Origin of the sequence: Streptodolium elevatio, from assembly GCF_040649515.1 — a bacterium.
GTDB lineage: Bacteria > Actinomycetota > Actinomycetes > Streptomycetales > Streptomycetaceae > Yinghuangia > Yinghuangia elevatio.
In genome coordinates this window covers 1-21,010 of sequence record NZ_JBEZFP010000113.1, presented here as the reverse complement: position 1 = coordinate 21,010, position 21,010 = coordinate 1, and the positions used below count along the sequence as shown (strand labels likewise).

General features: G+C 73.3%; 16 protein-coding genes and 1 pseudogene. 11 read left to right on the top strand and 6 right to left on the bottom strand.

Annotated elements, in window-relative coordinates; genetic code table 11:
* Window positions 1-441 precede the first annotated feature (441 nt).
* The 6 genes from AB0C36_RS32315 (at window position 442) to AB0C36_RS32290 (ending at window position 7,865) form a co-directional block, all read left to right on the top strand.
* The gene (locus AB0C36_RS32315; protein ID WP_358361144.1) at window positions 442-2,082 is read left to right on the top strand and encodes a type IV secretory system conjugative DNA transfer family protein; all 1,641 of its coding nucleotides are present in this window, start codon (window positions 442-444) and stop codon (window positions 2,080-2,082) included.
* A 101-nt stretch (window positions 2,083-2,183) separates the two neighbouring features.
* Window positions 2,184-2,915: an SCO2525 family SAM-dependent methyltransferase gene (locus AB0C36_RS32310; protein WP_358361142.1), complete on the top strand. Its 732-nt coding sequence runs from the start codon at window positions 2,184-2,186 to the stop codon at window positions 2,913-2,915.
* Between the two features lie 72 nt (window positions 2,916-2,987).
* Entirely contained in the window at window positions 2,988-4,796 is a 1,809-nt protein-coding gene (locus tag AB0C36_RS32305) for an SCO2524 family protein (protein ID WP_358361139.1), read from the top strand.
* Between the two features lie 5 nt (window positions 4,797-4,801).
* Window positions 4,802-5,716: an SCO2523 family variant P-loop protein gene (locus AB0C36_RS32300; RefSeq protein WP_358361136.1), complete on the top strand. Its 915-nt coding sequence runs from the start codon at window positions 4,802-4,804 to the stop codon at window positions 5,714-5,716.
* Complete coding sequence (locus AB0C36_RS32295; RefSeq protein ID WP_358361133.1) at window positions 5,713-6,786, top strand: SCO2522 family protein; 1,074 nt, start codon at window positions 5,713-5,715, stop codon at window positions 6,784-6,786. Before AB0C36_RS32300 ends, AB0C36_RS32295 begins: the two co-directional genes overlap by 4 nt.
* Window positions 6,783-7,865, top strand: coding sequence for an SCO2521 family protein (locus AB0C36_RS32290; protein WP_358361131.1), 1,083 nt, complete (start codon window positions 6,783-6,785; stop codon window positions 7,863-7,865). The genes AB0C36_RS32295 and AB0C36_RS32290 overlap by 4 nt, the downstream gene beginning before the upstream one ends.
* A gap of 475 nt (window positions 7,866-8,340) precedes the next feature.
* Here AB0C36_RS32290 and atzF read toward each other — a convergent pair whose 3' ends face one another.
* The 5 genes from atzF to AB0C36_RS32265 form a co-directional block, all read right to left on the bottom strand.
* Window positions 8,341-10,044 (bottom strand): allophanate hydrolase, encoded by a 1,704-nt coding sequence (atzF, locus tag AB0C36_RS32285; RefSeq protein WP_358361129.1) that lies wholly within the window; start codon window positions 10,042-10,044, stop codon window positions 8,341-8,343.
* The gene (gene uca / locus AB0C36_RS32280; protein ID WP_358361126.1) at window positions 10,041-13,730 is read right to left on the bottom strand and encodes an urea carboxylase; all 3,690 of its coding nucleotides are present in this window, start codon (window positions 13,728-13,730) and stop codon (window positions 10,041-10,043) included. Before uca ends, atzF begins: the two co-directional genes overlap by 4 nt.
* Entirely contained in the window at window positions 13,727-14,449 is a 723-nt protein-coding gene (locus tag AB0C36_RS32275) for a GntR family transcriptional regulator (protein ID WP_358361124.1), read from the bottom strand. Before AB0C36_RS32275 ends, uca begins: the two co-directional genes overlap by 4 nt.
* A 110-nt stretch (window positions 14,450-14,559) precedes the next feature.
* Entirely contained in the window at window positions 14,560-15,936 is a 1,377-nt protein-coding gene (locus AB0C36_RS32270) for a lipase family protein (protein ID WP_358361122.1), read from the bottom strand.
* Between the two features lie 40 nt (window positions 15,937-15,976).
* Window positions 15,977-16,627 (bottom strand): TetR/AcrR family transcriptional regulator, encoded by a 651-nt coding sequence (locus AB0C36_RS32265; protein ID WP_358361120.1) that lies wholly within the window; start codon window positions 16,625-16,627, stop codon window positions 15,977-15,979.
* 196 nt (window positions 16,628-16,823) lie between these two features.
* Here AB0C36_RS32265 and AB0C36_RS32260 point away from each other — a divergent pair, with 196 nt between their 5' ends.
* Both AB0C36_RS32260 and AB0C36_RS32255 read left to right on the top strand, forming a co-directional pair.
* Window positions 16,824-17,330, top strand: coding sequence for a SigE family RNA polymerase sigma factor (locus AB0C36_RS32260; RefSeq protein WP_358361118.1), 507 nt, complete (start codon window positions 16,824-16,826; stop codon window positions 17,328-17,330).
* A 29-nt stretch (window positions 17,331-17,359) separates the two neighbouring features.
* The gene (locus AB0C36_RS32255; protein WP_358361115.1) at window positions 17,360-18,244 is read left to right on the top strand and encodes a hypothetical protein; all 885 of its coding nucleotides are present in this window, start codon (window positions 17,360-17,362) and stop codon (window positions 18,242-18,244) included.
* Between the two features lie 80 nt (window positions 18,245-18,324).
* On the opposite strand, the gene AB0C36_RS32250 is transcribed toward AB0C36_RS32255, so the two are convergent.
* Window positions 18,325-19,014, bottom strand: coding sequence for an SMI1/KNR4 family protein (locus AB0C36_RS32250; RefSeq protein ID WP_358361112.1), 690 nt, complete (start codon window positions 19,012-19,014; stop codon window positions 18,325-18,327).
* A gap of 127 nt (window positions 19,015-19,141) precedes the next feature.
* Here AB0C36_RS32250 and AB0C36_RS32245 point away from each other — a divergent pair, with 127 nt between their 5' ends.
* The 3 genes and pseudogenes from AB0C36_RS32245 to AB0C36_RS32235 all read left to right on the top strand — a co-directional run.
* Complete coding sequence (locus AB0C36_RS32245) at window positions 19,142-19,729, top strand: hypothetical protein (protein ID WP_358361109.1); 588 nt, start codon at window positions 19,142-19,144, stop codon at window positions 19,727-19,729.
* A 47-nt stretch (window positions 19,730-19,776) separates the two neighbouring features.
* Window positions 19,777-19,962 carry a hypothetical protein gene (locus AB0C36_RS32240; protein ID WP_358361107.1) on the top strand — a complete coding sequence of 62 codons (186 nt, stop codon included), beginning with the start codon at window positions 19,777-19,779 and terminating at the stop codon, window positions 19,960-19,962.
* A gap of 527 nt (window positions 19,963-20,489) precedes the next feature.
* Window positions 20,490-21,010: pseudogene (locus tag AB0C36_RS32235) on the top strand (ATP-binding protein); the annotation flags it as partial.

Here is a 21,010-nt window from a genome sequence, read left to right as displayed (position 1 = left end):
GAGTGCCCGGCGGAGCGTGTGGCGCCTGGCGGTGTCAGGCGCCGGCTCCGGACGAGGCGGCCGCGGCGTGGCGGCGGTGACCGGGACCGGCGGACGGATCACGGCTGCGGCCCTTCTGTCGTGCCGGAGGCGGCCGTCGACGTCCGGTGATGCCGAGGACCGAAGGTCACCGGACGCGGCAGAAAGGTCAGTGAGCGCCGAGGGTGTCCCGTGGCCGCGGATCCCCCGCGCGCCGCGTGCAAATCGCACAGTCCCCGTGCGCTTCTGGCCAACTCGTGGCTCGGCACGTCCCCAGCATTGGCGGCGGGATTCGGCCGTCGTGAGACCTGTGGGCGGTGCCGCGTCCCGCGACAACGAAGGGGACGCACATGCGCACAACCACGGCCGCAGTCGGCCCGGCCGCCCGAACGCCCGTCTCCGGCACTCGGATCGGCGTCTGACGTGCCGGCGACGTTGCGGCGGCGCGGCCCCTCGCCGTACGGGTCGACCGCCGTCCTGGCCCTCCTCGCGTCGGTGGGCCTGGTGGGCGTGATCGCGACCGTGGCCTGGCGGTTCGGCGTTCCGGCGGCGGTGACGGCGGTGGCCGCGATCGGCACGCCCACCGCGGTGTGCGCCCTGGTGCTCGTACGCCGCCGACGGCGCCGGCCGACGATCGACCGCACCGCGCGCCACCTCGCGGGGCCGCGGGATCTCCCCGCCGCCTCGGCGCGGGGAGCCGCGGCGGCGGCCGCACGCCTCGGCGCGCGGACCTCGGTGCCCGGAGTCCGCATCGGGCGCTCGGTACGCGGCGGCCGCGACGTGTGGGCGTCGTGGGAGGACATGCACATGGACATCTGGGGGCCGCGTACCGGGAAGACCACGACCCGGGCGATCCCCGCGGTGGTGGAGGCGCCCGGCGCCGTGGTCGTGACGTCGAACAAGCGCGACATCGTCGACGCCACCCGCGGAGTGCGCGAACGCCGCGGCCCCGTCTGGGTCTTCGACCCGCAGAACCAGGCGAACGAACCCGCCTCCTGGTGGTGGGACCCGCTGACGTTCGTCGGCAGCTCGGTGGTCCGTGCCACCATCGCCGCGTCCCTCTTCGCCGGGGCCAACCGCGGGGCGCACGTGCGCAGCGACGGCTACTTCGAGCCCGCGGGGCAGGACCTGTTCGCCGCCGTGCTCCTCGCCGCGTCCGAGGCCGGACTGCCCGTCACGGCGGTCCTGACGTGGCTGCGGCGCCCCACCGACGACACGCCCGCCCGCATCCTGCGGGACGCGGGGCACGACGTGGTCGCCGCGTCCGTGGAGGCGGTCTCGGCCGGTCCCGTCACGCAGCGGGCCGGGGTGTACGGGGTGGCGTCCCAGATCGCCGCGCCGCTCACCGCACCCGAAATCGCGCGGTGGGTGACGCCGGGCGAAGGCCGACCGCGCCCGCAGTTCCGGCACACGGACTTCGGCGCGCACGACAACGGCACGATCTACCTGCTGTCCGAGGAGACCCACAAGGTCGCGGCGCCGCTCATCCTGACGCTGACCACGGCGCTGGCGTACCAGTTCGAGGGACGTGCGATCGAATCGAGCGGCGGACGCCTGGCGGTCCCGGCCGTCTTCGTGCTCGACGAGGCCGCCAACGTCTGCCCGTGGCCCGAACTCCCGTCGCTCTACACGCACTACGGTTCCCGGGGCATCGTCATGATGACGATCCTGCAGTCGTGGGCACAGGGCGTCGCGGTGTGGGGGCAGACGGGCATGGCCGCGATGTGGGGCGCGGCCAACGTGCGTGTGTACGGCGGAGGTTCGGCCGACACCGGATTCCTGGGCGACCTGGCGGGCATGTCCCCGGACTTCGAGCCCGCGACGCACCAGGTCTCCTGGTCGGCCTTCGACCCTTTCTCCCGGGCCGCCACCCGCTCCTCCCGGAGTGAGCCGGTGCTCGACGCGGCGGTCCTCGGCAGCATGCCGCGCGGACGGGCGTGGGCGCAGGTCGGCGGGAGCGCGCCGATCCTCCTGCGGACCGTCCCGTGGTGGGAGGGACCGTACGCGGACCGGATCCGCGACTCGATCGCCCGCTACGCGCCGCACCCCGAGACCGGGACGTAAGCCGGCCCGCTTCGCATCCGCCATCCGGCCGAGAAGGCCGTGCCCTGCCCGCGCCCGCGGCGCGCCACCGCACCGCGTCCAACCGCCTTTTGGGAGATGTCATGCCCGCCAACGCCGCCTACGACTGGGACGCGTTCAACTCGGACGACTACGTCGCGCACAACTACGCCCGCCTGTCCGACGCCGACCGGCGGATCCTGGAACTGCTCGGGGAGTTCTTCCGCCACTGCGAGCCGCGCGCCGGCGCACGCGGGGTCGACGTCGGATCCGGCGCGAACCTGTATCCCGCACTGGCCATGCTGCCGTTCTGCGACGAGATCACCCTCCTCGAACACTCGTCGTCGAACCTTGCGTGGCTCAGGGCCCAGACGGCCGGGTTCGCGCCGACCTGGGACGCCTTCTGGGACGTCCTGGCGGTCCACGACGAATACCGGGGCATCGGCGACCCGCGCGCGGCCCTGGCGAAGCGCGCGGAAGTACGGCAGGCCGACCTGCTGGACCGGCCGGACCTGCCCGCCCCGTACGACATGGGCACGATGTTCTTCGTCGCGGAGTCCTTCTCCACATCCCTGGAGGAATTCCGGACCGCACTGTGCCGCTTCTGCGAAATGCTGCGCCCCGGCGCGCTGTTCGCCATCGGATTCATGGAGAACTCCCAGGGCTACGTGGTCGGAGGACGCGACTACCCCGCGGTCGCGGTGGACGCTGCCGTGGTCTCCCGGGTTTTGACGCCGTTGGCGGCGGAGCTCGACGTGGCCCGGATCGACATGGGCGACACGCCGCTGCGGGACGGCTACACGGGGATGATGCTGGCCCGGGGCCGCGTGACGTGACCTGAGCCCCGGAGAACGCCACAAGAACACCGGGAAAGGCCCGGAAGAAACCCGGAACGAGGATTTGCGTACGTGACCAATCTGCCCAGGCGGCGGCTGCTCGACCTGTGGAAGGTGCTCGCCGCCCGAATGGCCGGGCGCTGTGCCCCCGATGCGGACGCCTGGCCTTCCCACGACTCCCTGCGTGACGCCGAGCAACTGGTGTGCCTGCTCTACCCGGCGATGAGGATGCCCGGCCTCGGCTTCGCGGACCCGGACACCACGGGCCCGGACGTACTCGCGGCACTGGCGCCGCTCGGCGACCACAAGGGGATCCCGCACACGGTGACCGAGGTCTGCGCCGAGTACTTCACGGCGTACACGGACAAGGAGGGCCGGCCGCTCTTCTCGGGCGGTCCGCTGCGCGTCCTCGACCCGGCGGACGCGCCACCGCCGACCCGGCACGCATGGGAAACCGTCGAATCCTTCTCGATCGCGGTCACGTTGTCCTTGTCGGTGCTCGCCTTCGTCCGCGAACGGGAGTCGCGGGTACGCGCGGAAGCGACCCTCGAACGCCTCGCGGTGCTGCGCGGCGCGGCGTCCACCCGGCTCACACACGCCATGAACGCCCTGTGCGAGTCCTTCGTCGCCGACGTGTTCAGCCCCGACTCCGCCAAGGGCCGCACGCTGCTGACCGCCGTGCTCCCCGACGGGCCGCGGGACCAGCGCCGCCTGCGCGAGCTGCTGGCGCAACTCCAGCCCATCCGCGGCGGCCTCGGCGGCCTCAGTACCGCGGGAGACGGGCTGCGGGGGCTGGACGACGAGTCGATGCTCTTCTCCTGCGGCTGGTCGTGGGGCCGGGTCAGGACCCCCAGTCGCCCCGACCACGACGCCGACCCCGAGCCCTCCCTGCACTTCACCGTCGCCGCCATGGACGGCATCGTCGACCTGTTCTCCTCGCGGCAGACGCTGCTGCCCGGGCTCCTCAACCGTGAACAGCTCGCACTGGCCCAACAGCTGCTACTGCGCTGGGAGTTGGCGCAGCGCTATTGGAGCGCGCTGGCCCGGTTCGGCGACGCGGCCTGGCCCCTCCAGGACATACCGTGGCGAGGCGGCGACGACTCCGACTACCGGACACTGCACGTGGCCTCCATCGTCATCCACAACCTCATGCGGCAGGGCGACCCGGACGAACTGCCGCCGCAGCACGAACTGGCCCCATTGGTGGCGGTGTTGGCTGAACTGGCCGGCCGAGCCCGGATCACCCGGCGCGCCCTGCCCGGCGATCCCGCGGTCGCCCTGCACCACCCCGGCATGGTCACGCCCCTCCCCGGCACCGACCGCCACGGGCCGGAGCTGGGCTGGGCGGTCACGGACTTCGCGCCCGTACTGCTCAAGCGGACTCTCCAAGTCGCGGCGCTGACCCGGAACGTCGAGCACCGTGACGCCATGCTGTCCCTCGCCGGCAAACTCGGCGACCACGTGTGGGGGCGGCGCCTGGACGCGGGGCCGTCCGCGGGCCTTTGGGACGCCCCCGCGCGTGTCTACCCCGGCCTCATCGCGCCGCCCGCGGAGATGTCCTGGCGGATGACCGAGCGTGTCGTAGAAGTGCTGGTCGTCGCCGCCGCGGGGATTTCCGCCGACCTCGCGCCGAGCCGGCGCCTAGCCGAACTGGCGGCCGACATGATCCGGGAGGCCGACCACCTGTTCGCGCACGAGATGTTGACACGTGCCACTCCGACCGCCGCCACCGACGCCGAACTGCACCTCGTCGCGGCGGTGTTGGGCCGGTCGCGCGACCAGGCCCCACGACGGCCCGGGGTCGCCGTCGCCCTGGCGGCCGAGGCGCTGCGCCGACTCGACGAGCTGAGTGCCGCGCGCGAGCAGGCGGGCAGGGGCTGAGCCGCATGCTGGTATTCGCCACCTCCGACAAGGGCGGCACTGGCCGAACGGTCACGTGCGCCAACATCGCCTACCGCCGTGCGCTGCTCGGCGACGACGTCGCGTACGTCGACTTCGACTTCGGCTCCCCGACCGCGAAGGCCGTCTTCGAACTGGACGTTTCGGACCGGCCCGCCGGTTCGGGCCTGCACACCTACCTGCGGGGCCGTGGCGGCGAACCGCGGCAGATCGACGTGTGGGCGCACACCCGGCGGCAGGAACTGCGCATGCGCCCGCCCTCGTGCGGTCGCCTGGAGCTGTTCCCCGGCGACGTCGGCGGCGGCGAGTTCGCCGCCGAGGACGCGTCCGTCGGCCCCTGCGCCGAACTCTTCCTGCGCCTGGAGGAGGAGTTCGACGTCACGTTCGTGGACCTGAGCGCGGGCCGCTCGTACGCCATCGATCTGGCGCTGCGCACCGTCACCCGGCCCGAGTTCCGGGAGACCCGGATCCGCTGGCTGGTCTTCCACCGCTGGACGCGGCAGCACATCGTCGCCACCGCCGACCTCGTGCACGGCGACCGCGGGATCCTCGCCGCCGGTGCGGCCATGGGGCACGAGCGGTCGGAACTGGCCGACCGCATCCGCTACATCCGCGCCGCGGTCCCCAAGTCCGGCCCGGCCCTCGGCGCGGGGCTGCGCCCCACCCAGGCGGAATGGCTCGTCGCCTGCGACCGCGAGCTCCACGACCTCGCCGCCGCCAACCGGCTCGGCCGGACCAACCTGCTCGGCTCGGTCCCGCTCGACCCCGTGCTCCAGTGGCGCGAGCAACTCCTCACCGACGCCGATGCGGTGGTCCGCCGCATCGCGAACCGCGAGACCGTGGACGCCCTGCGGGACCTCGCGGACGCCCTGACCGACGCGGAATCCTGGGAGGTCATGTGAGCGCCCGTGACAGCGCCGGCGTCCGCGGCGGTGCCGGGTTCCGCGACGGTGCCGACCTCCCGTACCAGGAACGGGCGGAGACCGTCTTCCGCGAGTGGTCGGCGGAGGAACCGACCGAGTCCATCCCGTACGCGCACCTGTCGATCGAGCTCGGACACCTGTACATGGAGGACTTCGCGCAGGGGCCCGAGCGCCTGCGCCGCCACTTCGCCGCGGTCGCCCCTTGGATCGAGGCCGCCCGCGCGACCGCCGCGCCGCCCGGCACCCGGGCGCGGGTGAGCACGTGCTTCCTGGTGGACGACTACTTCACCCGCTTCGCCACACCTGCCGAGGTGATCCCCGAACTGCTGCGCGCCGCCGAGGAAGCGGGGCTGGTCATCGACTACCTCGCCCGCGAATCGGGCTGCGCGGCCTCCGCCGCGGGTTCCGGGCCGGCCGCCCTCCTGGAAGCCCGGCTGGTGCCCGCACCCGTGGAAGGGACCAACGGGACGCGGCCGCCCGCGCACGACACCGGGTGGCTGTGCAACGGGGTGCGGACCCCGCACGGACACGGCGCCGAGGCGATGGCGCCCCGCGAGGCCTGGCGGCCGCCACGCGAGATCGGGGCGCGCAACCACTCGGTCTTCCTCGACGTGGAGTTGTGGGCCGGTGACGGGGAACAGCGCGTCTGGTCCTGTCCGTTCCTCGCGGCCGTGTGGCAACTTCTGCGTCTGGGCCTGCTGCGCGACCGCGGCGCGCCGGTGCTGCCCCCGGTCCCGTGGACGGCCCCGGAATTTCCCCGGGACTGGGACGACCTCCCCGCACTGCTCCGGCTCAACCCGGCGGCCGCCCCCTTCGCGGCGTACCGCACGTTCTCCGTGCTGGGCAGCCGCTTCCTGCCGATCGAGCATGCGGTCCGGCTGATCCTCGGCCACACCGCCGTCGATCCGGTCGTCGGCGGCCAGGCGGTCCGGCGCGCCGAGGCCGAGGGCGTCCTGCTGCCGAGGGACCCGACCGGCAGGATCGCCTACACCCTGCTCACCGGCGACGGGACCCACCGGGAAGCCTCCCCCGAGGGCGGCCGGCGGTGACCCCGCCGTTGCTCGTCGTCGGCGAGGTTCGCACCGCACTGCTGATGAACTCCCGGCCGCTCGGGCGGATCGGCGCCGAGGCGCTGCTCGCCCTGCTCGTGCACGGCGCGCACGTACGCACCGCCGAACGCCCGGTGCCCCGTGCGCTGTCCGCCGATCTCGTGGAGGCCGTCGACTGCCCGGTACGCACCGGCTCGGCCGCGAAGGCGCGCGGCGTCGGCACGCTCCTGGCCCGCGCCAAGGTCACCGGTGGACGCGTACTCCAGGCATCGACCCGCGGCGCCCTCGTCCCCGGCGGCACCCGGCGACTGCCGTGGGCGCACTACCTCGAACGCCCCGGCACCGTCGAGGTCATCGGCCGTGCCCGCACCGACGACCTGGCCGACGGCTTTCCCGGAACACGCCCGCCCGACCGGGAACTCGCCCCCGGCGCCGTATCCGAACGCCTCCTGGGCCAGGTCCAGAGGTCCCCGGCGCTGGACCACCAGGCGACGTTCCGCGCGCGACGCACCCAACTGCGCTGGTCCGCCGCACCGTCCGAGTCCGGCAGCCGGCCCGGCGGAACCTTCACCCTGTACGGCGCCACCGAACGCACCCTCGAACTGCGCCTCCCCGCGGACCGGTTCCCCGCGATCACGGAAATCGCCGCACTCTGCGAGGACTTGGCCCTGCACGACTGGCTCCTGAGCGTCCTCGCCGAAGCCGCGGACCGCGCCTGCGCCGGCCAGTCCGACTCCGCCTCCCTGCGCCGCATCCGCCCGGCCGTGCACCAACTGATCCACCTGTGGTCGCCCGGCGTCGACACATCAGCCGAACTCCTGGCGGTGTGGGCGGACTTGGAGGCAAGACCGGGCTTCAGCCGCCAGTGGCAAACCTGCGTAGACCGCATCCGCGACTCCATGGCGCTGAACATCCTGGAGGGCCTCAGTCGGCGCCCGGGGACCCCCGACCACCTGGGCGGCGATCCGGACCCGCGCTCCCGGCCCTCGTCCCAACCGGCCCCCCTGCCCTCGTCCGTGCCCTCGGAGCCCTCCGCCCCGCCACCACGAGCCGCATCAAACGGCTCCGCGCGGACGTAGGCGGCACGGCTCGACCCGACCGCCCACAGACCAGGAAGTCCAACAGCAACGACACGGACGAGTTGACGAAGACCGTGCCGTCGGCCCCCTCCGGACCACCGGATGCGACCGCCCGGCTGACGAACACTTTGCCGTCCTGAGCACGCACACCGCACCACGCATAGGGCTCGGTCGCGTGGCGAGCGAACATCCCCGCGAGCGGCACGACTCCGCCCACCCTGTCGAACGGGAGTGCCGAGGTCGTCGGCGAGTCCACGAGGGTGAATCGGTCCGAAGGAGTGGCCTGCCATCCCGACAAGCGCACGCGATCCACCTCCGCCGCTGGCCGCCTCACCCTCGCGAGGCGAGTGGCGATCGCCCCCGCATCGGTCAACCTGACAACTGCCATTGACCCATTACTTCCACTGCGGGATGCCCTGCTCCTCTCTTAAGACACGACGTCGGCGTGGGGTGTGCGGTGACGTGGCGGTCGCATTTACTGGCGGGCCGCCAGGTAGTTCGGCCAACTCCCGTACGGCGTCACGTCGATGACGTCGGCGCTGGGAGGCACGTCGCAGTGGAAGGCGGTGACCGCCTCGCCGCTGTCGAGGATGACCTTGCCCAGCGTCATCGGGGCGGGGAGCGCGGCCAGGAAGAGTCCGAGGGCTGCGGGGGACAAGGTCCAGCGTTCTCCTTCGAGGGCTCCGCCCTCGCCTGGGGCGGTGGCGGTGATGCCCGGCTTGGGCGGCTCGGTGCGCAGGTCGAGCATGCGGTAGTCGGGGGCGGTGCGCACGATGCCGCGCAGGCGCGCACCCGCTTCCGTGAGCTGGCCGTTGAGTGGCTGCCCGCTCCGGTGTGCGCCGAACACGACCAAGTCGACGCCGAGTTCGGGCAGGGGAGGGTCGATCGTCTCGCCGGTCAGGTGCGCGGCGAGGTCGACGCCGATCTGGTCGTCGAACGCGCGGGTGATCACGCTGACGCCGAACGGCGCCCCGTCGGCGGTTCCGGCGGGGACCGCGACGGCGGCCATGTCGAGGAGGTTCAGGAAGTTGGTGTACGTGCCCAGGCGGCTGTTGACGCCGACGGGGTCCGCGGCGACCTCCGCAAGCGTGGGGTGGCCGACGGTAGTGGGCAGGAGAAGCGCGTCGCATCCGCCGAGCAACGCCGCGGCCGTCGCCCGGGCTTCGTCGACGCGCCGCTGGTCCGCGGCGAGGTCGTGGGCGGACAGCGAGGCGGCCGCGAGGATGATCGCCGAGACGGTCGGGTCGGCACCCGGCGGCTCGGTGGCGAGGAATTCCCCGACCGCCGCGTACCGTTCGGCGACCAGTGCGCCGTCGTAGAGGAGTTTGGCGACGGCGGTGAGCGGTGCGACGTCGACGACCTCGACCGTGGCCCCGGCGTCCGCGAGACGGTCGACGGCGGCAGCGAAAGCGGTGCGGGCGTCGTCGGTCAGCGGGGCCAGCGCGGCAGGGCCGGGGACCGCGATGCGTGGTCGCGGCGGTGCGGCCAGGCGTACGTCGGGCGGCCACCGGCGGCTGAGCGGGTCCGCATCGTCCGGCCCGGCCATGACGGCGATGGCCTGTGCCGCCAGGGTGAGGGTGCCGGCGAAGACGGTGACGCAGTCGTAAGGGCGCGCGGCGGGGACGACCCCCGTGGTGGGCACCAGGCCCACGGTCGCCTTGATTCCGACGATTCCGTTGAGGGCGGCGGGCACCCGGCCGGAGCCCGCGGTGTCGGTGCCGATCGCCAGGTCCGCGACGCCGAGCGCGACCGCGACCGCCGACCCGGAGCTGGATCCCCCGGAGATCCGCTCCGGGTGCAGGGCGTTGCGCACCGCGCCGTACGGGCTCCGGGTGCCCACCAGCCCGGTGGCGAACTGGTCGAGGTTGGTCTTGCCCAGCACGACCGCGCCCGCGTCGACGAGCCGGGCGACCGCGGTCGCGCTGCGGGGCGGTGTGTACGCGAACGCGGGGCAGGCCGCAGTGGTCGGCAACCCGGCGACGTCGACGTTGTCCTTGACCGCGAGCAGCAGCCCGGCGAGTGGGAGTTCGTCGCCCGCCGCGGTCCTGGCGTCGACGCGGTCCGCGTCCGCGAGCACGTCCGCCTCGTCCCGCAGCAGGATCCACACCTCGGGCCGGTCGACCTCCTTGATGCGCCGAAACGCCGCTTCGACACGGGTGCGTGTCGGAAAGGGGGTCATGCGGCTGCCTCCATCGCCAGGACGACCAGGGGCGCGCCCGGATCGATCTGCCGTCCGGCCTCGACCAGGACCTGGTGGACGAATCCGTCCGTGGGTGCGGTCACCACGACCTCCATCTTCATCGCCTCCAAACGGACCAGTGTGTCACCGGCCCGCACGAACCTCCCCGGTGCCGCCGCGACTTCCCAGACGGTGGCGGCCAGCGGGGACCGCACCACCTCGCCGCCGGGCGGCACGGCCAACCGGGGGGCGGCAACGGGTTCCGGTTCGGGCCGGGCCGCGAACTCCCCGGCGGCCTCCCACGCGGCGCGCTCGGCGGCGAAGGCGTGCGCCTGGCGGTCCCGGAACGCGGCGATGTCGCCGGCATGCCGGGCGAGGAAGGCGCGGTGTTCGGCGAGGGTGAACGTCCCCGGGCTGATGTCGAGTCCGGCCCGTCCTGAGGTGAGGTCGGCGCGGATGCCGAGGAGTTCGGCCGGCTCGACGGGATACCAGCTGATGCGATCGAAGAAGCGCAGCAGCCACGGGACCCCGGGTTCGAACCCGCCCGCGTTCGCGTAAGTGCTCCAGATCGGCACGGTGCGCCCCACGAGTTGGTAGCCGCCGGGGCTGTTCATCCCGTACACGCACAGGTATGTCCCGCCGATCCCAACCGTGCCCTCCGCGGTCCAGGTGCGGGCGGGGTTGTACTTCGTGGTGACGAGCCGGTGCCGCGGGTCCAGCGGCGTCGCGGCCGGGGCACCGAGGTACACGTCCCCGAGCCCCAGCACCAGGTACTCGGCCTCGAAGACGGTCCGGCGGACGTCGTCGGCGTGCGCGAGGCCGTTCATGCGCCGGATGAACTCGATGTTCGACGGGTTCCACGGGGCGTTGTCGCGGACGGTCTCCCGGTAGCGGGCGATGGCCCGGCCGACGACCGGGTCGTCCCAGGACATCGGGAGCCGGACCACCCGGCTCGGCACGGACAGGTCGGCGGTGGCGGGCAGTTCGGCCTCGATCTCGGTGAGCACGTCGACGAGGCGGCGCTGCGGCAGCCGGTCCGGATCGGTGTGCAGGTGCAGCGAGCGTACGCCCGGCGTGACGTCGACCAGTCCGTCCAGCCGGCGAGCCGCCAGGCCGGCGGCGAGGGCGTGCACCCGCATCCGCAGCCCGAGGTCGAGGACCATCGGCCCGTACTCCACCAGCACGTTGTCGGCGGCCCCGCGCCGGTACACCACCTCGGGCGCGTCGTCCGTGGCCTCGATGCGGGCCAGGACGCCGTCGTCCCGTTCCGGGGCGCGGGTCGCCGGAGTCGCGGCGGCGAGTCTGCCGGAGCGCAGGGCCCGCGCGGCCGGCTCGGCGACGGGCGTGAAGCGCACCCGGTCGCCGGGCCGCATCTGGCCGATCTTCCACCGCTCTCCGGGGACGACCGTCACCGGGCACACGAACCCGCCCAGACTCGGGCCGTCCGGTCCGAGCAGCACGGGAGTGTCGCCGGTAAGGTTCAACGCGCCCACGGAGTAGGGATTGTCGTGCAGGTTGGACGGGTGAAGTCCCGCCTCGCCTCCGTCGGGCCGCGCCCACTCCGGCTTGGGCCCGGACAACCGCACCCCGGTTCGCGCCGCCTGGCTGGTGACGCTCCACCACGTCGCGTACAACTGGGCCATGTCGGCGCGGGTGAGGTATTCGGGTGCGGGCTGCGGACCTTCGCTGACGCCGACGACCCAGCGATCGGTGAACTCGGGCGCGGGCAAGGGCTCCGCGGTGCCGCTCGGCGCGACCGTCGCCGCCTGGCGCGCGGTGGCCCGTGCGGAAGTGGCGGTCGTGGCAAGCGACACGGCAGGCGACATGGCCGGCGACATGGCAACGGGAGTGGCAGGCGATGCGGCGTCGGTCGGCCGCAACACGTCGCCGGCGCGCAGCGCCCGGCCGGCGTGGCCGCCGAACGCGCCCGCGGTGAACGTGGACGCGGACCCGAGGTAACCGGGGACGTCGAACCCGCCCGCGACCAGGATGTAGGTGCGCATGCCCGGCCCCGCCGCGGTGCCGACGTCCAGCAGCCCGCCGGGCGGCACGCGCACGGCCTCCCGCTGCGCGACCGGGAACCCGTTCACGGTGACCGGCGCGGGCGCCCCGGTGACGCACACCGTCGCGGCACGGGTGAACATCAGCCGGGGGCCGTCCAGCGTGCATTCCAAACCCGGCGCGCCGTCGGGATTCCCGAGGATCCGGTTGCCGTCGCGGAAGGCGCGGTCGTCCATCGGCCCGCTCGGCGGGATGCCGACGTCCCAGCCGCCCAGTCGGCCGGGCAGGTCCTGCACGGTCGTCAGCGTGCCGGCGCGTACCACCTCGATGCGCGGCCGCGCGTCCCTGACCGACGACAGCGTCGAGGTCGTCATCCAGCCCGCGGACACGACGGGATCGGCGACCGCCGCACGCAGTTGCCCGAGGTTGGTCTCGATCCCCGCGACCTCGGTCCGCTCCAGCGCCTCGAACAGCGCCGCGAATGCCTCCTCGCGCGAGTCGGCATGCGTGACGACCTTGGCGAGCATGGGGTCGTAGAACGTGCCCACCGCCTGCCCCGGTGCGATCCAGCCGTCGACGCGTGCACCGGGGCCGTACGCGACCTTGGTGACGACGCCCGAGCTGGGCTGGTGGCCGCGGGCGGGGTCCGCGGCGTACAGACGCGCCTCCACGCTGTGCCCGCGGACCTCGGGTCCGCGGTCCGGCACGCCGTCGAGGAAGCCCGCGTCCCCGCGGGCCAGCCGCAGCATCCACTCCACCAGGTCCACGCCGGTGACCGCCTCCGTCACCGCATGCTCGACCTGGAGCCGGGTGTTCACCTCCAGGAACGACGCCTCGCGCCGGTCGGCGTCGTACACGTACTCCACGGTCCCCGCCGACCGGTAGCCGACCTTGGCGCACAACACGCGCGCCGCCGTGTGGATCCGCTCGCGGACCCCGTCGGGAAGCTGCGGTGCGGGGGCCTCCTCGATGACCTTCTGGTGGCGTCGCTGGAGGCTGCAGTCACGGTCGCCGAGGCTGACCACGCGGCCCGCGCCGTCTCCGAAGACCTGCACCTCGATGTGCCGCGCGTTGGCGACGAACCGCTCCAGGAACACCGTGGCGTTGCCGAACCCCGCCTGCGCGGTCCGGGTGACCTGGTCGTACGCGGCACGCAGGGCCGTCTCGTCGGCGCACGCCCGCATCCCGATGCCGCCACCGCCGGCCGCCGCTTTGAGCATCACCGGATAGCCGATCCGGTCGGCCTGCGTCACCGCGTCCTCGACACCGGCCAACAGCTCGGTGCCCGGCATCAGGGGGACGCCGGCCCGGGCGGCGGCGCCACGGGCGGTGTTCTTGGTGCCGAACAGCTCGATCTGCCCCGGTGTGGGGCCGACGAACGCCAGGCCCGCGTCCTCGCACGCCCGGGCGAAGTCGGCGCGCTCGGACAGGAACCCGTACCCCGGGTGCACCGCCCCGGCCCCCGTGCGCAGCGCCGCCTCCAGGATCGCGTCCACCCGCAGGTAGCTCTCCGCGGCCGGACCCGGGCCGATCCGCACCGCCTCGTCGGCCATGCGCATGTGCATGGCCCCGGCGTCCGCGTCGGAGTAGACCGCCACGGTGCGCAGCCTGAGCGCGGCCGCGGTCCGGAGGATCCGCACGGCTATCTCGCCCCGGTTCGCGATCAGCAGCGTGTCGAAGCTCATGACACGCCCCCGTGCAACGTCATCTGCGTCAGCGCCCGGGTGGCCCGCTCCCACACCACGGCCAGCGACTCCCCGACATGGACGTGCAGCGCCCGGTAGGCCGCGTCCAACTCGCCTGCCTGGAGCAGTTCCAGGATCTCCAGATGCTCCACCACGGTCGTCGTCACCCGATCGGCCGTCAGGAAGTCGTACATGCGGATCCGCCGGATCTTCGCGTTGACCGCCACGAGCGCCGCGGTCAGCGCCGCGTTCCCGGCGGCCCGCGACAGCTCGACGTGGAACCGCTCGTCCAGGAGCACGAACCCCGGTCCGGGCTCGGGTGGTTCGGCGCGCATCGAGCGCCACCAGAGCCGCTGTTCCGCCAGGACCGCGGGGTCGTGCCGGACGGTGGGGCTCTCCAAGGCCCGGGCGATACCGCGCAGTTCCAAGGTGACCCGGAGCTCGTACAGGTCGCGCAGCTCGGCGAGATCGGGCACCGCGACGTAGTACGCCCCGTCGGCCCGGGTCAGCAACCCGTCCGCGACCAGCCCGGCCAACGCGGCGCGGACCGGCGTACGCGAGACCCCCAGGCGCCGCGCGAGGCCGCTCTCCGTCAGCCGCTCCCGCAGCCCGAACTCCGCGCCCAGTACCGCGGTACGCAGCCGCTCCTCCACGCGGGACCCGAGAACTCCCGCAGGCCCTGGGCCTGTATCCATCCCGGTATCCACATCCGTGTCCATGCCGGGAAGGTAGGGAGCACGCGTTTCGCCGAATCCCGCCTCCCGTTACGGCGCCGTTTCGATCTCCTGACAACGACCGCGACGCCGCGTTCGGGTCCCGTCGCGGGGCGTCAGAAGACGCAGCTTCCGGTCACGGGCTCGCCCGCGCGCCGGGCGTCGAGCCAGGCGATCGCGTCGTCCATGGGCCCGCCGCCGATGGTGTGGCCCTGGTCGGCGTAGAACTTGAACTCCACGCTCGTGCCCTTCTCGCACAGTTGCCTGGCCAGGCCTTCGTTCAGGCTGCTCAGCACGTCGTTGCCGCCTTGGGGTAGCAACACCGGTACTGAGGTGGTGACTTCGTTGGACGCACTGGCCCGGAGCGCGGCGTTGAGCGGGCCCAGGTCGGCGCCGGGGCGGAAGACGTCGGTGGCCGGCGGAACCGGGGTGCCCCCGCTGATACACGGCTCCGTCCAGATCTGCTCGGCGGCGGCGAGGGCCGCGGGGGTGAGGAGTTCGGCGGGCTTGACCGCCGGGTCGGCGGCCGAGGCGCCGTTGACGAGCATCAGCAGCATCCCGACGTACGGCGTGGCCAACGGCGACTGCTGGGCGATCAGTTCGGGCATCAGCTCGAAGCCGACCGCCGGGGCGTTGGCGGCCACCCCTTTGAGGTCGAGTTCGGGGGCGTACTCGGCCGCGTGGTGCGCGGTCCACAGCGCCGCATGGCCGCCCTGCGATCCGCCGTAGACGAGTGCGGTCGCACTGACTTCCGGGTCGACCGTGCGCGCGGCTCGCAGGATGTCGAGCGTGGCGTACGCGGCGGACCTGCCGTTGAGGTACGGGTGCCGGACCCCGGTCACGCCCAAGCCGATGTAGTCGGGCTGGACGACGACGAAGCCGCGCGCGAGAAGCTTCGCGACGGGACTGGTGTCCTCCAGCCCGGCGAAGGCCGGGGAACGCGACGTCCCGCACGTCGAGCCGATCCCCATGGTCCCGTGGTTGACCGCGGCGACCGGCCGCCCTCCGGCGGGCGCGGGCCCGTCCGGCACCGTCACCAGCCCGCTCGCGGCCACCGGACTGCCGTCCGTCCCGGTGCTCAGGTACATCACCAGCGAGGTGCGGGACGGCTGGGTGAGCCGGGCCTCGGCCGGGGTGTAGGGGCGTTGGCGGATCACGGTGCCCGGCGCGCCCTGCGGCAGCGGCTCCGGCGGATCGTAGAACGCGTCGTCAGGCAGGGGGGTGGCTGCCGCGGAGGGCGCCGCGGTGGGGGACCCGCTGCCGTCGGGCGTGCCACTGGGGGCGGACGCGACGCCCACGGCCTGCGGCGCCGGGAAGGGCTTCCCCTCCGGTACGCGTTCTTGGCCCTCGCGGCTGCAGCCGGCCGCCGCAAGCGCCGCGACGAACAGCCAGACCACGGCCCAACGGGACGCGCGCGAGGCCGCCTCCGTGCGTGGAACCGCGCGCGGAACCGAAGGCGTGCGGGCCGAGAGGTATCGCGGTCCGTTCGTCACGGACGGTCTCCTTTGTCTACGCGGCCGCCACCGGGCGGCGTCACCGATCGGGGTTGCCGGCTTGGTCGGGCGGCGGCGCGACGTCCACGACCAGGGCGACGATGGTGTCGATGACGCCGCCCATGTCCACGTCGGGGTCGATCAGCCACTGGTGCTGGATGCCGTCCGCGGCGGCGAGTGCCAGCCGGGCGATGGCGTCCGGGTCGATGTCCGCGCGGATGCGGCCCTGGACCTGGAGCTCGGCGAGACCCTCGCGCAGCGCGGCGAGGATGTCTCCGTTGCGGACCTCGAAGAAGTCGCGCGCCGGGTGGTCGGGAAAACCTGATGCGGCGGCCATGCTCACGTACAGGCGTACGAGCCCCGCCACGTCGCTGCTGCGGCGCAGCGTCGCGGCCATGGGCGAGATCGGATCCGCGTACGTCTCCTCGGCGACCTTCTCTTTGGCGAGCCGGTCCCGCTCGGCCAGCGCCCAGATCAGCAGGCCCTCGCGAGAGCCGAAGTAGCGCAGCACGCCGGCCTGGGACATGCCCATGCGGTCTGCGATCTCCTTGATCAGCGCGCCCTTTTCGCCGAGCGTCGCGAAGACCTCGAGCGCCACCGCCAGGATCTCGTTGCGCCGGCGGACGCCCTTCGCGTAACGGCCGCGCGGAGTACGGATGTTGTCGAGCCGTGCCGCCCGCTCGGAATCCATGCGCGAAAAGTTAGTCCAATTCACCTTTCGCGTCCACGCGTTGGAGGCATTCCCGAGGCTGTGCCGCAGGCCCCCGATCCCGGGTGAGGCGCGCTCCCGAAGCAGCGACGAAGAGCGGCCACGCAACATTTGCCGGGGGCCGTTCCGTTCTTACCGTTGTCCGCACAACGCCCGTGAACACCTGGGGGATGCCTCGATGACGCCCGCGTCGGAGCGCCAGTTCGAACAATTCGTGCTGGCCAGACACCAAGCTCTGCGGCGACTGGCCTTCCTCCTGTGCGGTGACTGGCACACCGCGGAGGACCTCGTGCAGGCCGCGTTCGCCAAATTGTTCTCGGTATGGCCCCGCGTGCACCGGACCGACGGCGTCGAGGCGTACGCGCGTCGCGTGCTCGTCCACGCGTACATCGACTCGCGGCGCAAGCGCAGCAGCCGGGAACTGCCCTCGGACTCCCTGCCCGAGCCCTCGGCGCACGTGGACGCGGACGAGGCCCGCCGACTGGCGCTGCTGGCCGCGTTGGCGCAGGTGACGCCGGTGTACCGGGCCGCGCTGGTGCTGCGCTACTGGGAGGACCTGAGCGTGGCGGAGACCGCGGCGCTGCTGGGCAAGAGCTCGGCGGCGGTGCGGTCGGCGACCACCCGCGGCCTGGAGCAACTGCGCCGCATACTCGGCGATTCCGTGTACGACATCGCGCACTCCTGACCCACCTCGACCACACGGAGACAACAACCATGGGTGACGGCAACAACCTGGCCTCCATGCTGGAGGAACTCCTCGTCGACGAACCCCACGCGTCCGTCGACCTCGCGCGGATCAAGGCGCACGGCAAGCGCGTGCGGCGCACCGCGCGGATCCGGGTCGCGGCGGCCGCGACAGCCGGGGCGGCGGTGCTGGGCGGCGCGGCGCTGGCCGCGTCCGTGCTGGTCGGCGGGGCCGATATGGCGGGCGGCCCGGCCGAGGTCGGCGCCCCGCCCTCGGCGCCGGTGGCCCCGTCGTCGACCGGTCCCGGACAGCCGTCGGACACCACGGCCCCCACCGTGGGTTCGCCGGGCTCCCCGGGCTCGCCGTTCGACGCGGAAGGTGCGGCCGCCCTGGCCGCCGTACGGGCACACCTGCCACCGGGCATCGTGGCCGCCGATCCGGTGCCGGGCTCGCCGTACGCCATGGTCCTCACCCGGGCGGACGGCGGCCGGACCGAACTGTCCTTCCAGACGGGCGACTCGGTGGCCCCCGGTGCGGCGCCGGCGGATCCGTGCGATCCGGATCTCCCTCCCGTGGCCATCGGGGCGCCGACGTACCCGTTCTCCGACTGCGTCACGGGCGTGCTGCCCGGTGGCGCGAAGACGGTGACCGCGAGCCGGACCGTCGGCGGCGACCGGCATTCGGTGCTGTACCTCGTCACGCCCGACGGCAAGTCTCGGGGGCTGGGGAGCGCCAACCGCGTGACGGGCCGACCGGACGTGCTGACCGACGCCCCGCTGCTTACTCCCGAGGAGCTCACCGCGCTGGCGTCCGAGCCGGACGTGTACGCCGCACTCGTCGGTGCCGCAGGCGATGCCGACGTACCGGTGGCCGGTGGGCCCGGATTCTCCCCGCCCGCGACGACCGCGACGTGACAGGGGTGTTCACCCGTCGGGGCGGGACTGGTGGCCGCGCTCAGGGGCCGACGTCGGCCCGGTCCGGGGCCGCCGGGCCGTCACTCCGCCGGGCCGTCACCCGCCCGAGCGCCGTCCGCCTGCCCGACGCCGGGCAGGCCGACCGGTGCCGGGGACCAGCCGACGCCGCCACGGGGCACGCCCCACCAGGAAAGCTCTCCGTCGGGGCTGACGCACGGCTCCTCCCAGAGTCCGGGGATCGGCTGGCGGCCGGTCGTCAGGGTGTCCGCCAGGGCGGCCAAGTACGTGCCCAGCGTCCCGAGTTCCTCGCCGGCGAAGGAGCTGGAGCCGTCGTGCGAGACCCAGCCCATGCGGCCTTGCCCGGGGCCGGGGCGCAGGTCGATCACGTTCAGGTCGCCTTGGAAGTGGCCGACCGGGATCCACAGGCGGTGCCAATACGGGTCCCCCTCCAGCGGGGGCAGGTCCTCCTCGTCGTCGAACAACTCCGCCTCGACCTGGTTGCGGAGCTCCCATTGGTCGACCACCCCGGCGACGGACAGGAGGTCCATCTCCGGGAAGACCCGGCACTCCGGCTCGATGCCGTCGTGGCACGCCAGTGAGGCGGCCAGCTCCGCGGGCAGTTCGACGCCCAGCACGCGTTCGGCGGCGGCCACGGCCGCAGGATCCGCCGGGGGACCCAGCCGGGCCAGGCTCGCGGGTGCGTGCGCGACCAGCCAGGCGTCGATCCGGGACCAGGACGCGGTGACCAAATCGGGGTTGCTCTCGACCATGCGGTTATTGTGCCGACCCTTCGCCGCTGCCGTTCGCGTCCGACCGCAACGCCGAACGCGGGTGCCATCGCCGGTGCCCATCCCCGGCGCTGATGTGCGAGGGCCCGCCCGGTAGTACAACCTCCATATGGCGTCACTCGACGACGAACTCGCGCGGCATTTGCGGCGTCGCCGCCGCAGGCCCGGGAAATGGGTCCTGCTGGCGGTGGCCGCGCTGGTCGCGGCGTACGTGGCGGCGGTCGGCGTCCACACGCTGACGACCGACGACCTGGCCCGGGAAGACACGTGCGTGGCGTCGTACGCCGAAGACGGCGGCGCCGCGGGGCAACTGCGCGACGCCTTGCGGCGGGTCGAGGCGTCCGGCACAGGCGCCCCGCTCGCCGAACTGGCGCCGGGGGACTGGGACGCGGTGTATGCCTTCTCCGCCGGCCTCGTCGTCGCGCAGCCCGGCGATGCCGGGCACGGCGTGGTGGACGTCGACGCCGCGGTCGGGTGCGCGGCGATGCTGCCCTACCGCGCGTCCTTCCCGACCGGTTCGGTGCTGTTCTTCATGCGGGAGGGCGAGGTCGTCCAGGCCCTGGAGGTCGGCTACTTCGTCGCCGACGAGCAGGCCCCCTGGACCTGGTCGCGCGAGGTACGCGTGGAACCGGGAAAGCCCGACCCGGCGTGCGTGGTCCGGTGCCTCCGCCTGGTCGAGCCCGGGGCCGGCGGGTAGCCGCGCGTCAGGTGTACCGCCGTGCGAGGGCCCGCACGGTAGCGGCGATGCGCTCGCCGGGCACGGCGCCCTTCGCCGTGCTGCGCACCGAGCGGACGGCCGACAACTATTCGTGCCTGCTCGTGCGCGAGGGCGAGCACGTCTGCGCCTGGTGCACCGCGCACCCGAACACGTCGGCCCCCGGCGCAACCGTCCGCGCGCTCGTCGACGCATCATCGGCACGGATCTGCTGAATCCCCCGCAGATACTGCGCGTTGCCCCGGCGCGCCGGTGACGGCGTACGGATTCGTTGGCGCGGAGTCGTCGATGCACACGCGGAACGGCTATGCTCCCTGAGGCCCTGCGACATGCAGCGACTACCACCATTGGTCGCCAGCCTGCGGGGTCCAAACGACCGCAATGACGGGGTTGTTGCAGGCTGCCACGCTGTGGCCGGGCGTACGCGACGAGGGTGGGCTTCCGCGCGCAGGTCACCGGCGGCGGTGGCCGCAAGACGCGCACGGCCCGTCGCGGACGGCCTGATCGGGTGGCCTGAAATGAGCGGGCCACCCGAACGGCCGGAAACCCCTTGGGGGTACGCCGGGCCGGGTCAGTCGGCGAGGCCACAAGCGTCGCCGGGTGTCCGACCGGCCGATGCCGTGTCTTGCGCGACTCTCCGTGTCTCCGTGCCCCCCTCCGCACGAATCCGAGGATGTCCATGGTCCGAGTCGGGTCGCCACCCGAACCGTCACGTCCCGTTCCCGTCGGCACCGCCTGGCTGGTGCCGACCGCGTTATCGGCCGCCGCGTCCGCGGTGGTCGTCGCTCTCGTCGACGCCGACGCGCGTCTGGTGCTGGGTGTGTGCCTGGCCGTCGCCACCGGTGCCATCGCGGTGGCCACCGCGGCGGCGGGACGCCGCGGCGCACGAATACGTCAGTTGACCCGCGAGCGCGAGGCCGACGTGTCCGCGCAGTACCACCGCCACCAGGCCGAAGCGGAGTCTCTGCGGCAGTACCTCGCCGCCCAGGACGCCGCGCAGCAGCGCCTCACGGAGGATTTGCTCCCCAAGACGATCCTGCGTCTCAAGCAGGGCGAGTCTGCGCGTGAGATCGTCCATGAACTTGCCGCCACCGACGAACAACTCCCCCGAGTCACCGCCGAGTTCGCGGCCTCCCAGCGCACCGTGCTGCGCCTGGTGGCGGAAGCCGTCGAGGCCGAGGAGGGCATGCGTGACTCCGCGCAGCGGGCGTTCGTCAACATCGCGCGGCGTGTGCAGGCGATCGTCCACCAGCAGGCCACCGA